We start from the raw sequence: 15,484 nt of genomic DNA on the forward strand, positions 1-15,484 counted from the left end.
TCGGTCTGCGCGAGTGGCTGATCCTTATCGGCATCATTGTCATTGCCGGCATTCTCTTCGACGGCTGGCGGCGCATGCGCGGCGGCAAGGGCCGTCTGAAATTCCGTCTGGACCGCAGCTATTCCGCCGCCCAGGACGAAGAGGGCGGCGCCGAGGTGCTCGGCCCGTCACGTGTGCTCGACACACACAAAGAACCTGAGCTGGACGAAGACGATCTGCCCTCGATGAGCGCATCGGGCCGAGACCGCGACGTGCAGCCGGTCAAGGCGGCCAAGCGTGCCAAGCGCGTTGAACCGCAGCCGAGCGAATCGCCACTGGCCGCAGAGCCACGCGAACAGCGTGAACCTGAAGTGTTCAGCGCCAGCGACGAGGACTACAACGAAGACCACGGCCGCCAGTCCGGTTTCGCCGCGTCGGGCAATGTGGTCAAGAACGTGCAGCCGGCTGACGAAGTGCTGGTGATCAGTGTGATTTCCCGCGACCCGGGTGGGTTCAAAGGCCCTGCGCTGCTGCAGAACATCCTGGAAAGCGGCCTGCGTTTCGGCGACATGGACATCTTCCACCGCCACGAAAGCATGGCCGGCCACGGTGAAGTGCTGTTCTCGATGGCCAATGCGGTCAAGCCGGGGATCTTCGATCTGGACGATATCGACCATTTCAGCACCCGTGCGGTGAGCTTCTTCCTCGGTTTGCCGGGCCCGCGTCATCCCAAGCAGGCCTTCGATGTGATGGTGGCTGCCGCGCGCAAGCTTGCCCATGAACTCGACGGCGAGCTCAAGGACGACCAGCGCAGCGTGTTGACCGCACAGACCATCGAGCATTACCGCCAGCGCATCGTCGAATACGAGCGCCGCGCCCTGACCCAGAAACGCTGAAGCCACCCACCGAGCGGGTCAGCACCTGATCCTGCCCGCGAGGAATGAAACGAAAGAGCAGCCCCGGCTGCTCTTTTGCGTTGAAGAGAACACACGCCATGACCGCCGAAACCCGGATTCACCAACTGCGCGCCGAACTCGACCAGCACAACTACCGCTATTACGTGCTCGATGAGCCCAGCGTGCCCGATGCTGAATACGACCGCCTGTTCAACGAGCTCAAGGCCTTGGAGGCCGAGAACCCGCACCTGGTCACGCCAGACTCACCGACCCAGCGCGTCGGCGGTACGGCCTTGGCGGCGTTCGATCAGGTTCGCCATGCCGTGCCAATGCTGAGCCTGGGCAACGCTTTTGAAGAGGCCGACCTGCGCGAATTCGGCCGTCGCGTCACCGAAGGGCTCGACCTGCCCGCCGCCGATCTGCTCGATGACGGCGCGGCAGTGGACTACAGCTGCGAGCCGAAACTCGATGGCCTGGCGGTGAGCCTGCTCTACCGTGATGGCCAACTGGTGCAGGGCGCCACGCGCGGCGACGGCACCACCGGCGAAGACATCAGTACCAACGTGCGTACCATCCGCAACGTGCCCTTGAAGCTGCAGGGCAGCGGCTGGCCTGATGAGCTGGAAGTGCGCGGCGAAGTGTTCATGAGCAAGGCCGGGTTCGAGCGGCTCAACGCTGCGCAGGCCGAGGCGGGCGGCAAAACCTTTGCCAACCCGCGCAACGCCGCTGCCGGCAGCCTGCGCCAGCTGGACTCGAAGATCACCGCCAACCGGCCTCTGGAATTCTGCTGCTATGGCGTCGGCCAGACCTCCGCGCCGGTCGCCACCAGCCATATCGATACGCTCGAGAAGCTCAAGACCTGGGGCCTGCCGATCAGCCGCGAGCTGCGCCACGCTGCGGGTATCGAAGCCTGCCTGGCCTACTACCACGACATCGGGGAGCGGCGTAACGCCTTGCCCTATGAAATCGACGGTGTGGTGTTCAAGGTCAACAGCCTGGCCTCTCAGCGCGAATTGGGCTTCCGCGCCCGTGAGCCGCGCTGGGCGATCGCGCACAAGTTTCCGGCGATGGAAGAACTCACCGAGGTGCTCGACGTCGAGTTCCAGGTCGGCCGCACCGGCGCGGTGACGCCCGTGGCACGCTTGCGTCCGGTGAAAGTGGCCGGTGTGACCGTGTCCAACGCCACCCTGCACAACATGGATGAAATCGCCCGGCTCGATGTGCACGTGGGCGACACGGTGATCATCCGCCGTGCCGGCGATGTGATTCCCCAGGTCATGCAGGTGGTGCTCGAGCGCCGTCCTGACAACGCCCGCGCCGTGCAGATCCCCAGCCAGTGCCCGGTGTGTGGCTCGCCTGTGGAGCGCACGCAGCTGGTCAAGCGCAGCAAGGGCAAGGCCACGGTCAGCGAAGGCGCGGTGTACCGCTGCGTGGGGCGCCTGAGCTGCGCGGCGCAATTGAAGCAGGCGATCATCCATTACGTGTCGCGCCGGGCCATGGACATCGACGGCATCGGCGAGAAGAGCGTCGAGCAACTGGTCGACGAAGGCCTGATCCGCTCGCCGGCCGATCTCTACAGGCTGGCGTACGAGCAGATCGTCGGCCTTGAAGGCTTCGCCGAAATCTCCAGCAACAAGCTGCTGGATGCGATCCAGGCCAGCCAGCGTCCGACCCTGGCGCGTTTCATCTATGCCCTGGGCATTCCCGATGTCGGCGAAGAAACCGCCAAGGTGCTGGCCCGTTCGCTGGGCAGCCTGGCCCGGGTACAGGTGGCCTTGCCGCAGGTGCTCACGTACCTGCCGGACATCGGCCTGGAAGTGGCGCATGAGATCCACAACTTCTTCGAGGCCGAGCACAACCGCGAAGTCATTGCGCAGCTGCTCGACAGCGGCATGCACCTGCAGGAAGAAGGCGAGCTGGCCGCCGAGTTCGCCGCCAGCACTACCCTGGCTGGCCTGATCGCCAAACTCGACATTCCTTCGGTGGGCCCTACCGGCGCAGAGAAACTGGTGTCCAGGCTCGGTAGCCTGGAGGCGATCATCGCGGCCGACGGCATCGACCTGCGCCAGGCGCTATCAGCCAAGCCGGCCGACGCAGTAAGAGCATTCTTCCAATCCGAGGAGAACCAGCAACTGGCCCGCGCCATCGAAGCGCAACTGCTCGACTTCGGCATGCATTGGAGCTGCGAGAAGAAAACCGCCGAAGGCTTGCCGCTGGCCGGGCAGACCTGGGTGCTCACCGGCAGCCTGGAACGCATGAGTCGTGACATCGCCAAGGAGCATCTGGAAGGGCTGGGGGCCAAGGTCGCCGGATCGGTGTCCGGCAAGACCCAGTGCGTCGTGGCCGGTCCCGGCGCCGGCTCCAAGCTGACCAAGGCCAATGAACTCGGGCTGAAGGTGCTCGATGAGGACCAGTTCATCAGCTTCCTGGCCGGGCATGGAATCGGCGTTTGACCCGCCGTGAAGACAAGTCATTGAGAAATGATGGTTTTTTCTTCACACAGAGGTTGTAACTTCCCTGTGTGACGGTACAATGGCGCGGTCCGTCAGCTGACGGATCGCGTTAGTGGTGGCCCTACCGGTCCCCCCGCAACGATTACCCGTGAACCTGGTCAGATCCGGAAGGAAGCAGCCACAGCGGGAACATTGTGTGCCGGGGTGTGGCTGGTGGGGCTGCCTCCATTTCAGGGGTCGGAAAATCTTCTGGCTCCAATACGTTGCAGTCTCGGTGACCCCTCACCGTTTGCCCTCCTGATCAGCCGTTTCCTGCCGTCGCCGCTGTCGGTGGTTTTCGCTTGCTTGCCTTGCGCCCGGTTCCCGCCGCAGCCTTCATCAGACGCTGAAAGGTCTCGCACGCCAGATGATCCTCGTGCGGACACTGCGCCGCATGCCGCAACCCCTTGCTCATCGCCTGCAAGCGCCTGATCCGCGCGTCGATCTCGCTCGCCTTTTCGATCAGCAACGCCCGGTCCACGCGGCCTCCTGTGAACATCGCCATTACCTCATCCAGCGAGAACCCTGCTGCCTGACCAAGGGCGATCAGCGCCAGGCGCTGCACCACGTCGGGGCCGAACTGGCGACGCTGACCGTGGCTGGAGAGGACGGTAATGAGGCCCTTGCTGGCGTAGTAGCGCAGTGTCGATGCAGGCACGCCCGTCTGGCGGGCGACATCGGCGATATCCATGAACACACCCCTTGACTTGAAGTCGACTTCAACTCGTAGGCTGCCCGGCAGGCTGAATCACGTCAATCTGCAGAGGGCTGAACCATGCACATCACCACCTTCATCGATACGAGCCTGGCGCTCGGCGTTGGCGCCACCCTGGTCATGGACGGCTGGACGCTGCTGCTCAAGCGCCTGGGCGTGCGCACGCTGGACTATGCGCTGTTGGGGCGCTGGCTCGGGCATCTGGGGCGTGGCAGGTGGCGCCATGCGGCGATCGGCAAGGCGCCGCCGATTGCCTGGGAACGGGCGCTGGGGTGGTTCGCGCACTATGCCATCGGCATCGTCTTCGCCGCTGTGTTCACGCTGTGGGCAGGTGCGCCGTGGCTGGCTGCGCCCACGCTGCTGCCGGCGCTGGGCTTTGCCCTGGCCACGGTGCTGCTGCCGCTGCTGGTGATGCAGCCGGCCATGGGCGCAGGCGTGTTTGCCCGGCGCACGCCGGCTCCCGCAAGGGGGTGCCTGCGCAGCCTGGCGACGCATGGCGTGTTCGGGTTGGGCTTGTACGGGGCGGGATGGGCGAGGGCGTTGATGGGCTGAGCGGTGTGCCAGGGCTTGATCGATCGTGCCGGGAATCTGCCTGCAGTTCCAGGGTCTACGTCAGACTCACTACCGGCCAGCGTGGGATCGAGCCAATCGCGCTGGACCTTTTCAACCACAGGGCGTGCTCCCGCGCGCCGCTGTGCATGCTCAGGGATGTCACATGAAGGATTCGCTTCACTGCCCGCGCTGCGGCGTGGAAAACCAGCTGCTGGCCCAGAGGTGTGGCAGTTGCAGAGGGGCGATGGTCCCTGGATCCACGCCAGCGCCATCGAGCATCGCCACTTCGGCGCCTGCCAGCGGACGGCCACCACCGGTGGAGCTGCGTGCTTCATTCCAGATCCCGGCAAAACCGGCACATCGGGTTGTTCCCGTGCCCGCCTCGCGCAACTTCATCCTCAGGCACTGGCGCGGCGAGTACCCGCTGCGTGTTGCCTGCTGGCGGATTGCCGTGGGCCTTTCCCTGGTCCTGACGATCGCGGGCTCCGCCACGCGCGAGATGAGCGAGGCGCAGGGCTGGGGGCTGCGTGCTCAAGGCGCCTTGATGCTGGCGTTCTACCTGCTGCGTCCGCTGGTGGCGATCTGGATACTGGTCGGCGTATGGCGGTCGGCGCGGGCGCACAAGAGCCACGGTGGGGAGCCGCTGCAGGCCGTGCTGGCGATGACGGTGGTGGTGCTCGCGACGCTGGGTTGGTTGGTGCCTGGGGCGGTCAACAGCGTGCCGATCGTGCGCGAGGGCATCAGCCTTGTGCGCGGCATCGACGAGGTGCCTGAGTATTCATTGCGGCTCATGGGCAATGGCACCGAGCTGGCGCTGGCGGGCGGTCTGCGGATGGGCGTGAGCGACGCGGTCGGCAAGGCGCTTGCCGCCAATCCTGGCGTGCAGGTCATCCGTCTCGACAGCCCGGGTGGGCGGGTGGGTGAGGCGAAGCGGCTGGCAGGGCTGATCGAGCAACGCCGGCTCAGCACCTATACCGATGCGACCTGCGCCCGCGCCTGCGTCCTCGTGTTTCTGGCCGGCAAGGAACGTTATCTGGGCGAGCAGGGCCGCTTGGGCTTCTACCGCTCTGCAGTCAATGGTTACGCGGTCAGTGGCGCCGCTGATGTTGCCGGCGATTTCGCCAAGGCGCTGAAACGAGTGGGCGCTTCGCCGTCATTCATCGAGGCGCTGGATCGGATCGACATCGACGACCTGGGGTTCTTTGACGTTGAGCAGTTGCAGCGCGAGCATGTCATCGATGCGGTGATCAGGCCTGGCGGCTGAGGCGGCAGGGCTTGATGCAGGGCGTGCGAGCTCGGGGGAGGGCAGTCTGGGCGGATGCCCCCGCTGGACAAGCCAGAGGGCAAGGGCCGGCCTTTGGCCTACCGCCACAATCGAGCCCACCCATGCGCGGCACGGCATGGCTGCAAGGCTGTCTGGACGGTGCAACGAGTGCGGTGCAGGTCGATGCTCAAGTGAAGGTCCGGCACAGCGTGCCGCTGGCCATTTCGTCACTGAGCTCAAACGCACAACGCCAGCACGGAGGCTGGCGTCGTGGTCAACGGCCGGAGCGTTGCGATGCGGACGTCAGAGCGTCCACTTCAAGCTGAACATCACGTTGCGCGGGTCGCCGTAGGTGCCGTTGCCGGTGCCGTTGGGAATGCCCTGCCAGTATTTCTCGTCGGTCAGGTTGTTGAGGTTGACGCGGCCGTCCCAGTGCTCGTCGAAGCGGTAGCCGGCCATCAGGCCAAGGATGGCGTAGCTGTCCTGGGTCGAGTGGCCGGTGCCGACGCGGTAGTAGGTTTCGCTCTGGGCGAAGACGTCTGCGCCAACGCGGAACTTGCTCAGATCGCCCGTGAGGTTGTAGGTGGTCGCCGCCTTGAACAGATGCTTGGGCTGTTCGGGGGCGAAGCGTTTGCCCTGGTAGGTGTCGTCCTTGCTGTATTCGCTCAGCACATAGACGTAAGACGCCGAGAAGTTCCAGTCCGGGGTCAACGCACCGCTGATCTCGGTATCGATACCGCGGCTACGAACCTCGCCGGCGGCGTCATAGCACGAGTGTGGTGGTGCGCAGCCTGATACGTCGGCCGACAGCAGATAAGGCCGGTTCTGTTGGGTCATGTCGAACAGTGCCACGGACGCGTTCAGACCCCCATTGAAGTACTCGCCCTTGAGGCCGATCTCATAGCTTTCGCCGGTCGTGGGCTCCAGCACGCTGCCGGAGGAATCCTGGGTGTCCTGCGGCTTGTAGATCTCGGTGTAGCTGGCGTAGGCCGAGTAGGTGTCGTTCAGGTCGTAGATCACGCCGGCGTACGGGGTGAATTCGCGAGTCGCCTTGTAGCCGTTGCCGTAGGTCTCGTTCTCGAACTCGTACCAGCTCACGCGACCGCCGAGGATCACATGCAGTGGGTCGATCGGGTTGAGGCGTACAACGGCATAGCCGGCCTTTTCGGTGGTGTTCGTTTTATTGGCATAGGGGCTGAGGCTTCCATCAGAAGGCTTCTGCACACTGCCAGGGTCGAAATTGTAGACGTCGACCGGGGTCAGGCCCGAATAGCCACCGCGGATATGGTAATCCTCGTGACGCTTGCTGACGCCTGCCTGGAACTCATGTTCACGGCCAAAGGCCTGGAACGCGCCGCTCAGCGATGCGTCGAGATTGAGCAGGTCATCATCGGTGAGGTAGTGGCCGGAGGCAGTGCCCAGGTCGCTGACCGAGGTGTAGGCGTAGGTCGGGTTCATCGAGCCGAAGTAGTTCGAGAACGTATCCGACTCGTTCCACATCTTCTGCGCGGCGAACTTGGCCTTCCAGCCATTGTTGAAGGTGTGGGTGAGGTCGCCGAACAGCGTGTAGTTGTCCTGGTCCCAGTACGCCCATTTGCCCGATGTGAAGCTCGAGCGCGACAGCCCCAGATTCTCGCCATTCGGGCCGCTGGGCAGGCCGCCCCAGTTGGAGGTCTTGTCCTGACGTTGCTTGGAGGCGCCCACGGTCACGGTGGTGGCATCGTTCAGGTCCGCTTCCAGAACGCCGTAGAACGTCTGGCGCTTGTTCTCGCGCACATCTTCGAAGCTGTGGCCGTCTTCATAGGCGGCCACCGCACGGCCGCGCAATGTGCCGCTGCTGTTCAAACGGTTGGAGGCATCGACCTCGGTCCGGTAGCGGTCCCAGCTGCCAGCGCTGGTGGTCACACTCACTTGTGGCGTGTCGGTGGGGCGCTTGCGAATCAGGTTGAGGGTGGCCGATGGATCGCCCGCACCGGTCATCAGGCCGGTGGCGCCGCGGACCACTTCGATCCGGTCATAGATCGCCATGTCCGGCGAGGCCATGGTGTCGAGGGTGAAGGTGCCGACCGAGGTTGGCAGGCCGTCGAACATCAGGTTGTCGATGCGGAAACCCCGGGCCAGGAACTCCTGGCGGTCCGAGCCGAACTTGCGCAGGGTGACGCCAGGCGCGTACCTGACCACGTCGTCCAGATCCTGGATGCCCTGGTCTTCGATCCGCTGGCGGGTGATCACGCTCACCGACTGGGGCGTTTCGCGGATCGACAGTGGCAGACCGGCCGAGGTGCCCATGGCACCGGTGGTGTAAGACCGAGTGCCCTCGGTCGTGGCCTGGTTCTTCAGGCTGTTGGCATCGGCAGTCACGTTGCTGACCGGCAGTTCGATCTCGTTGGCAGCGTGGGTCAGGGAACTGGCGCTGGCCAGGGAGATCATCAACGCCAGGCGGCGCAGGGGGAAACGGTTCATGCTCGGAACAATCCTCGGGCACAGCCCAGTCGGACCGCAGCCTCTGCAGGCGCGGTAATGCGGCGTTTTGTTAGGGGAGGAAATCCGTTTCGGCAGGGCACTTGACCGTCAGTGCTGGTAAAAGGCTATGTGTTTGTGAAAATTATGTAAATAGAAATATTTCACATTTGCAGTCGTATTATCGACACATGGTTGACCTCTTTTCCTACATGCCCAATGAACCTAACGCTCAGATACAGGCGACAACCCCCCAGGCAAGGTGCAATTCTTCCGTCTCTCCGCTAGCATTAGCGCTCTTCGCTCGCTCAGGTTGTGACGTTTTTCATGAGTTATCAGGTCCTTGCACGTAAATGGCGTCCGCGCTCGTTCCGCGAAATGGTCGGCCAGGCGCACGTGCTCAAGGCATTGATCAATGCGCTCGACAACCAGCGCCTGCACCATGCCTACCTGTTCACCGGTACACGTGGCGTCGGCAAGACCACCATCGCGCGCATCATCGCCAAGTGCCTGAACTGTGAAACCGGCATCACCTCCACGCCCTGCGGCACCTGCTCGGTCTGCCGCGAGATCGACGAGGGCCGCTTCGTCGACCTCATCGAGATCGACGCCGCCAGCCGCACCAAGGTCGAAGACACCCGCGAACTGCTCGACAACGTGCAGTACGCGCCAAGCCGTGGGCGCTTCAAGGTCTACCTGATCGACGAAGTGCACATGCTGTCCAGCCACTCGTTCAACGCGCTGCTCAAGACCCTCGAAGAGCCGCCGCCCTACGTCAAGTTCATCCTCGCCACCACCGATCCGCAGAAGCTGCCCGCCACGATCCTGTCGCGCTGCCTGCAGTTCTCGCTGAAGAACATGACGCCCGAGCGCGTGGTCGAGCACCTGGCGCATGTATTGGGCGCCGAGAATGTACCGTTCGAGGACGACGCCCTGTGGTTGCTCGGCCGCGCCGCCGACGGCTCGATGCGCGATGCCATGAGCCTGACCGATCAGGCCATCGTGTTTGGCGAGGGCAAGGTCCTGGCCGCCGATGTGCGCGCCATGCTCGGGACGCTCGACCACGGGCAGGTCTACGGCGTGCTCGAGGCGCTGCTGGCCGGTGATGCGCGGGCACTGCTCGATGCCGTGCGTGACCTGGCCGAACAGGGCCCGGACTGGGGCGGCGTGCTGGCGGAAATGCTCAACGTGCTGCACCGCGTGGCCATTGCCCAGGCCTTGCCCGAGGCGGTCGACAACGGCCAGGGCGACCGCGAGCGGGTATTGGCCTTGGCCCAGGCGCTGCCCGCCGAAGACGTGCAGTTCTATTACCAGATGGGCCTGATTGGCCGGCGCGACTTGCCGTTGGCGCCGGAGCCGCGAGGCGGCTTCGAGATGGTCCTGCTGCGCATGCTGGCCTTCCGACCGGCTGACGCCGACGACGCGCCCGGTGCCGAGCTGAAACACTCATCACCAAAGCCCTTGGGGATCAGCCAGGCCACAGCTGATTCCCCAAAACCGGTGGCAGCGGCGCCCACCCTTGCTGTCGACCCCACGCCCACGCCCGCGGCCGTGGCCACACTCGCGCCTGCAGCGCCCGTCGCCGAGCTGCCAGCCTATCGGCCTGCGGCCATGCCTGGTGAGCGGCTGGCGTCTGACGCTGAGCCACAGCCCTCGGCACCTGGCAAGCTTGACCCACCGCCCTCGGCGCGTGAGTCAGCACCTTCAGCGCGTGAACATGAGCCCTCGGCGCGTGAACATGCCCACTCAGCGCTTCAGCAAGCGCCTTCAGCGGCTGAACAACAGCCCTCAACGCGTGAACAAGCGCCTTCAGCGGCTGAACAAGCGCCATCAGCGGCTGAACAAGAGCCATCAGCGCCCGAACAAAAGCCACCACCCGCTTCAGCCTACGTGTCGCCCGATGCACCCATCGATCTGCCCTGGGAAACGGCTACCGCTACCCCCGTGCGCTCGGCCCCCGTGCAGCCGGTTGCGGCGCCGTCAGCCCCCGCGCCGGTCAGCAGAGCTGCCCGCGAAACGCCGCCCGATTACGACGATGACGCACCGCCCTTCGACCCCTCGGCTTATGCCTCGGCCGGTATGGAGCGCGACGACGACGCACCGCTCGACGACGATTACGAATCACCCCCGGCCGATCCCGTGTCGTTCAGCTATCTGGACGAGCTGGCCGAACACGTGCAGGAAGCCGAGGCCACGCCACCCGCCGAGCCGTCGCTGGCAGCCATGCCGGCCACCGGCCTGGCGTTGCAATGGCTGGAATTATTCCCCGCGCTGCCGGTCTCGGGTATGACGGGCAACATCGCGGCGAACTGCACGCTGATTTCGACCGAGGGCAACCACTGGCTGCTGCACCTGGACCCGGCGCAAGGCGCGCTGTTCAACACCACGCAGCAGCGGCGGCTGAACGAAGCGCTGAACCAGCACCTGGGGCGTACCATCAGCCTGAGCATCGAACTGGTGCGCCCGGAGCAGGAAACCCCCGCCCAGGCGGCAGCGCGCAAACGCGCCGAGCGCCAGCATGAGGCCGAAGCGTCGATCGAACACGACCCGCTCATCCAGCAGATGATCCAACGGTTTGGCGCCTCCGTCAGGCAGGATACTATTGAGCCAGTAGAGGCCCTGGTCAGCCAGGGCCAATGAACGAATAACCATGCGTCCGGCCCAGGCCGGACGGCATCAAACGACCCACGCGAGGTATTTCCCATGATGAAAGGTGGCATGGCTGGCCTGATGAAGCAGGCCCAGCAGATGCAGGAAAAAATGGCCAAGGCCCAGGAAGAGCTGGCCAAGGCAGAAGTCACCGGGCAGTCGGGCGCAGGCCTGGTCAGCGTGATGATGACCGGTCGCCATGACGTCAAGCGCATCAGCCTGGATGACAGCCTGATGCAGGAAGACAAGGAAGTGCTCGAAGACCTGATCGCCGCTGCGGTCAACGATGCCGTGCGCAAGATCGAGCAGAACAGCAAAGAGCAGATGAGCGGCATGACCGCCGGAATGCAACTGCCGCCCGGGTTCAAGATGCCGTTCTGATCCGCGCTCCAGGTTCTGTCCGAAAGGTGTTGAGCGAAGGCTCTTCAGGCAGAACCTAGGTTTGAAAGGGAGTGGCAACCACGCGGTTGCTGCTCCCTTGTTCGTTATGTCACCCCGTTCACAGCAGGTTTGCCCATGAGCTTCAGCCCCTTGATCCGTCAATTGATCGACGCCCTGCGCATTCTGCCGGGCGTGGGTCAGAAAACTGCGCAGCGCATGGCCCTGCAATTGCTCGAGCGCGACCGCAGCGGCGGTTTGCGCCTGGCCCAGGCGCTGACCCAGGCCATGGAAGGCGTGGGTCATTGCCGCCAGTGCCGCACCCTCACCGAGCAGGACCTCTGCCCGCAATGCGCCGACCCGCGCCGTGACGACACCCAGCTGTGCGTAGTGGAAGGGCCGATGGACATGTTTGCCGTCGATCAGGCGGGTTATCGCGGCCGCTACTTCGTGCTCAAGGGCCACCTGTCACCCCTGGACGGCCTGGGCCCCGATGCCATTGGCATTCCGCAGTTGATGGCGTTGATCGAGGCGCAGGGCACGTTCACCGAAGTGATCCTGGCCACCAACCCGACCGTGGAAGGCGAGGCGACTGCCCACTACATCGCGCAGCTACTGGCCGAAAAGAACATCAGCGCCACGCGCATCGCCCACGGGGTGCCGCTGGGTGGGGAACTGGAACTGGTCGATGGTGGCACCCTGGCGCATGCTTTCGCTGGGCGCCGGCCGGTGGCTTACTGAACGGCGACTTATCCAGTGCCTGGATCAGGCCGGCGGCGCCGGCCAGCGCGGCTGAAGCCGCTTGAACTGTGCAGGTTCGCCACTGACGCTGTTCCAGCAGTCGACTCAGTACTCGGCCAGCGAAAACTCGGTCAGGCAGAAGGTCGGCACGCCGGTGTCTTGCAGGCGTTGTGAGCCTTGCAGCTCGGGCAGGTCGATGATCGCGGCGGCCTCGAACACCTGGGCGCCGGTGCGGCGGATCAGCTGGGTGGCGGCCAGCAAGGTGCCGCCGGTCGCGATCAGGTCATCGAAGATCACCACCGAATCACCCTCGCACAGGCTGTCGGCGTGCACTTCCAGGAAGGCTTCGCCGTACTCGGTCTGGTAGCCCTCCGACAGCACGTCAGCCGGCAGCTTGCCTTGCTTGCGGAACAGGATCAGGGGTTTGTTCAACTGGTGGGCGATGATCGAGCCGATCAGAAAGCCCCGCGCATCCATGGCGCCGATGTGGCTGAAGGGCGCTTCGACATAGCGCTCGATGAACTGGTCAGCCACGTAGCGCAAGGCCCGGGGCGACTGGAACAGCGGGGTGATGTCGCGGAAGATCACACCCGGTTTGGGGAAGTTCGGAACCGGGCGGATCAGGGTCTTGAGGTTGAAGGTGTCGCTGTGCATGGGGCGGGTATCCTGGGAAAACTGGCCGCCAGTATACCTACTTCCCCCAGAGGTCAGGCGTCGATCGAGCCGCCGGCCAAGGCGCACAGCTGGATCGGGTCGAGGATATGCACTTCCTTGCCCTCGGCCTTGAGCAAGCCATTTTGCTGGAAACGGGTAAACACGCGGGACACGGTTTCCACCGCCAGGCCCAGGTAGTTGCCGATCTCGTTGCGCGACATGCTCAGGCGGAACTGATTGGCCGAGTAACCCCGTGCGCGGAAGCGCGCCGACAGATTGACCAGGAAGGTGGCGATGCGCTCATCGGCGGTCTTTTTCGACAGCAGCAGCATCATCTGCTGGTCATCGCGGATTTCCCGGCTCATCACCCGCATCAGCTGACGGCGCAACTGCGGCAGTTGCACGGACAACTCGTCGAGGCGCTCGAAGGGGATTTCGCACACCGAGGTGGTTTCCTGCGCCTGCGCCGACACCGGATAGGCCTCGGTGTCCATGCCCGACAAGCCCACCAGTTCGCTGGGCAGGTGGAAGCCGGTGATCTGCTCCTCGCCGCTGTCGCTCAGGCTGAAGGTTTTCAGCGCGCCCGAACGCACGGCATACACCGAGCCAAAGTTGTCCCCCTGGCGGAACAGGAACTCGCCTTTTTTCAACGGGCGACCCCGCTTCACGATTTCATCCAGTGCATCCATGTCTTCCAGGTTCAGGGACAGGGGCAGGCACAGTGGCGCCAGACTGCAATCCTTGCAGTGGGCCTGATTGTGGGGGCGCAGTTTGACTGGCTCGGACATTTCTTTCGATCCTTGTGGAAAAGCACACATAAGCCGTAAGGGTACCTTACGAGGTGTGCGGTAGCCAGCGTGCGCTTTTAAGGTGCGCCGCGACTTTGGTCGGCACCGGTCGGTGCCTGGGTAGACCCGGTTTCACGCTACAAGCCTCGCAGCAGGCTGTCCTTGCCTGCCAAACGCTGTACGAAATTGCGCTAGCGACGATGAACAATGGGCGCCTGAAAAGCCGCACTTCATCGCTATCTTCCGATTTTTCGCACAGGCCATGAGGTTGTAGGGGCAGGTCAGATCACCCGCGAGAAGCGTTGTTGCGAGTGTTGCGCCAGGTACGCATCGAACACCATGCACACCGAGCGCACCAGCAGCCGCCCCGCTGGCAGCACGCGGATGCCCTGGCTGTCCAGCGTGATCAGGCCATCGCGCTGCAAACACTGCAATGCCGGCCATTCGGCAGCGAAGTAGCCGCGAAAATCGATGCTGAAGGCCGCCTCGATCTGCTCGAAGTCCAGCTCGAAGTGGCAGATCAACTGTTGGATCACCGCGCGACGCACGCGGTCGTCACGGTTGCATACCAGGCCGCGCTGGGTCGCCAGCTGGGCGCTGGACAGGCTCTGCTGATAGGTATTCAGGTCACTGCTGTTCTGGCTGTACAGGTCACCGATCTGGCTGATCGCCGAGACGCCCAGGCCGATCAGGTCGCAATGCCCATGGGTGGTGTAGCCCTGGAAGTTGCGCTGCAGGGTGCCTTCTTCCTGGGCGATGGCCAGCTCGTCGTCGGGCAGGGCAAAGTGGTCCATGCCGATGTAGCGGTAACCGGCGTTGGTCAGCTGTTCGATGGTGTTGCGCAGCATCTCCAGCTTGGCGGCCGGCGCCGGCAGGTCGCTGCTGTCGATGCGCCGCTGCGGCATGAAGCGCTCGGGCAGGTGCGCGTAGTTGAACACTGAGAGGCGGTCAGGCTGCAGGTGGATGATTTCTTCCACGGTGCGGGCAAAACCCTCTGGGGTCTGTTTGGGCAGGCCGTAGATCAGGTCGAGGTTGACCGAGCGGAACTGCAGGGTGCGAGCGGCTTCGATCAGCGTGCGGGTCTGCTCCAGGCTCTGCAAGCGGTTGATCGCGCGCTGGACGGCAGGGTCCAGGTCCTGCACGCCCAGGCTCACCCGGTTGAAGCCCAGCTCGCGCAGCAGGCCCATGGTCGACCAGTCGGCTTCGCGCGGGTCGAGCTCGATGCCGTAGTCGCCAGAGTCGTCATCGAGCAAGGTGAAATGCTTGCGCAGCGCGGCCATCAACTGGCGCAGCTCGACATGGCTGAGGAAGGTCGGCGTGCCGCCGCCAAAGTGCAGCTGCTCGACGGTCTGGCGGCTGTCGAGGTGACAGGCGATCAGCTGGATCTCCTGCTCCAGGCGCTGCAAGTAGGGCTGAGCGCGGGCGCGGTCCTTGGTGATGACCTTGTTGCAGGCGCAGTAGTAGCAGATGTTCGCGCAGAACGGCACGTGCACGTACAGCGACAGCGGGCGCGTCGCCCGGCGGCTTTCGCGCAGCGCATGCAGCAGGTCGAACGAGCCCACTTCGCTGTGCAGTTGCAGCGCGGTGGGGTAGGAGGTGTAGCGGGGTCCGCTCAGATCGTAGCGGCGGATCAGATCGGTGTCCCAACGCAGATCGTCGAGCATGAGGGCAGTCCCTGGATAAAGCAGCATGGGCCCGAGTCTAGGGCTGCACAGGGGAGCTCATGTTGATTTGCATCAACGGCCAAACCGGTCACGGCGCAGCGTCGATCAGTGGCCCATCAGCCAGTGCTGGTGCGGGCCTGGCAGGGTCCACAGGCCGAACAGCATCACCAGCAGCCCGCCAGCCTGGCGCACGCCGCGTCGGCGCAGCAGGGCCGCCACCCGCTCTGCCGCCAGCCCCGTGGCCAGCAACAC

At 64.3% G+C, this 15,484-nt stretch carries 13 protein-coding genes, 1 other RNA gene and 1 pseudogene; 8 read left to right on the forward strand and 7 right to left on the reverse strand.

Annotated elements, in window-relative coordinates; translation table 11 throughout:
* From zipA to ffs, 3 genes are all read left to right on the forward strand, one after another.
* Positions 1–875: cell division protein ZipA (gene zipA / locus RT028_RS16555; protein WP_312936199.1), on the forward strand; the 875-nt coding region annotated here is incomplete at its 5' end.
* Positions 876–973: 98 nt separating this feature from the next.
* The gene (gene ligA / locus RT028_RS16560) at positions 974–3,328 is read left to right on the forward strand and encodes an NAD-dependent DNA ligase LigA (RefSeq protein WP_312936200.1); all 2,355 of its coding nucleotides are present in this window, start codon (positions 974–976) and stop codon (positions 3,326–3,328) included.
* 122 nt (positions 3,329–3,450) lie between these two features.
* Positions 3,451–3,547, forward strand: an RNA gene (gene ffs / locus RT028_RS16565) — signal recognition particle sRNA small type.
* 82 nt (positions 3,548–3,629) lie between these two features.
* Here ffs and RT028_RS16570 read toward each other — a convergent pair.
* Entirely contained in the window at positions 3,630–4,058 is a 429-nt protein-coding gene (locus RT028_RS16570) for a helix-turn-helix domain-containing protein (protein WP_312936201.1), read from the reverse strand.
* 84 nt (positions 4,059–4,142) lie between these two features.
* Here RT028_RS16570 and RT028_RS16575 point away from each other — a divergent pair, with 84 nt between their 5' ends.
* Entirely contained in the window at positions 4,143–4,634 is a 492-nt protein-coding gene (locus RT028_RS16575) for a DUF2938 domain-containing protein (protein ID WP_312936202.1), read from the forward strand.
* Between the two features lie 177 nt (positions 4,635–4,811).
* Here RT028_RS16575 and RT028_RS16580 read toward each other — a convergent pair whose 3' ends face one another.
* Positions 4,812–5,030, reverse strand: coding sequence for a hypothetical protein (locus tag RT028_RS16580; protein WP_312936203.1), 219 nt, complete (start codon positions 5,028–5,030; stop codon positions 4,812–4,814).
* Here RT028_RS16580 and RT028_RS16585 point away from each other — a divergent pair.
* Positions 5,008–5,898, forward strand: a complete 891-nt coding sequence (locus RT028_RS16585) for a hypothetical protein (RefSeq protein WP_312936204.1) — start codon at positions 5,008–5,010, stop codon at positions 5,896–5,898. The genes RT028_RS16580 and RT028_RS16585 overlap by 23 nt on opposite strands.
* 303 nt (positions 5,899–6,201) lie before the next feature.
* Here the strand turns inward: RT028_RS16585 and RT028_RS16590 are convergent, their stop codons facing one another.
* Positions 6,202–8,328, reverse strand: a complete 2,127-nt coding sequence (locus RT028_RS16590; RefSeq protein WP_409567282.1) for a TonB-dependent siderophore receptor — start codon at positions 8,326–8,328, stop codon at positions 6,202–6,204.
* 357 nt (positions 8,329–8,685) lie between these two features.
* Between RT028_RS16590 and dnaX the strand changes: the two genes are divergently transcribed.
* The 3 genes from dnaX (at position 8,686) to recR (ending at position 12,126) form a co-directional block, all read left to right on the forward strand.
* Entirely contained in the window at positions 8,686–10,998 is a 2,313-nt protein-coding gene (gene dnaX, locus RT028_RS16595) for a DNA polymerase III subunit gamma/tau (RefSeq protein WP_312936206.1), read from the forward strand.
* A 63-nt stretch (positions 10,999–11,061) separates the two neighbouring features.
* Positions 11,062–11,388, forward strand: a complete 327-nt coding sequence (locus RT028_RS16600; RefSeq protein WP_312936207.1) for a YbaB/EbfC family nucleoid-associated protein — start codon at positions 11,062–11,064, stop codon at positions 11,386–11,388.
* Positions 11,389–11,523: 135 nt separating this feature from the next.
* Positions 11,524–12,126, forward strand: coding sequence for a recombination mediator RecR (gene recR, locus RT028_RS16605; protein WP_312936208.1), 603 nt, complete (start codon positions 11,524–11,526; stop codon positions 12,124–12,126).
* A gap of 105 nt (positions 12,127–12,231) precedes the next feature.
* Here the strand turns inward: recR and RT028_RS16610 are convergent, their stop codons facing one another.
* The 4 genes and pseudogenes from RT028_RS16610 to RT028_RS16625 all read right to left on the reverse strand — a co-directional run.
* Positions 12,232–12,780, reverse strand: coding sequence for an adenine phosphoribosyltransferase (locus RT028_RS16610; protein WP_312936209.1), 549 nt, complete (start codon positions 12,778–12,780; stop codon positions 12,232–12,234).
* Between the two features lie 53 nt (positions 12,781–12,833).
* Positions 12,834–13,568: a Crp/Fnr family transcriptional regulator FnrA gene (gene fnrA / locus RT028_RS16615; protein ID WP_312936210.1), complete on the reverse strand. Its 735-nt coding sequence runs from the start codon at positions 13,566–13,568 to the stop codon at positions 12,834–12,836.
* Positions 13,569–13,849: 281 nt separating this feature from the next.
* Complete coding sequence (gene hemN, locus RT028_RS16620; RefSeq protein ID WP_312936211.1) at positions 13,850–15,232, reverse strand: oxygen-independent coproporphyrinogen III oxidase; 1,383 nt, start codon at positions 15,230–15,232, stop codon at positions 13,850–13,852.
* Between the two features lie 105 nt (positions 15,233–15,337).
* Positions 15,338–15,484, reverse strand: a pseudogene (locus tag RT028_RS16625) (sulfite exporter TauE/SafE family protein); the annotation flags it as partial.

The organism is Pseudomonas sp. (assembly GCF_032058845.1).
Classification (GTDB): Bacteria; Pseudomonadota; Gammaproteobacteria; order Pseudomonadales; family Pseudomonadaceae; genus Aquipseudomonas.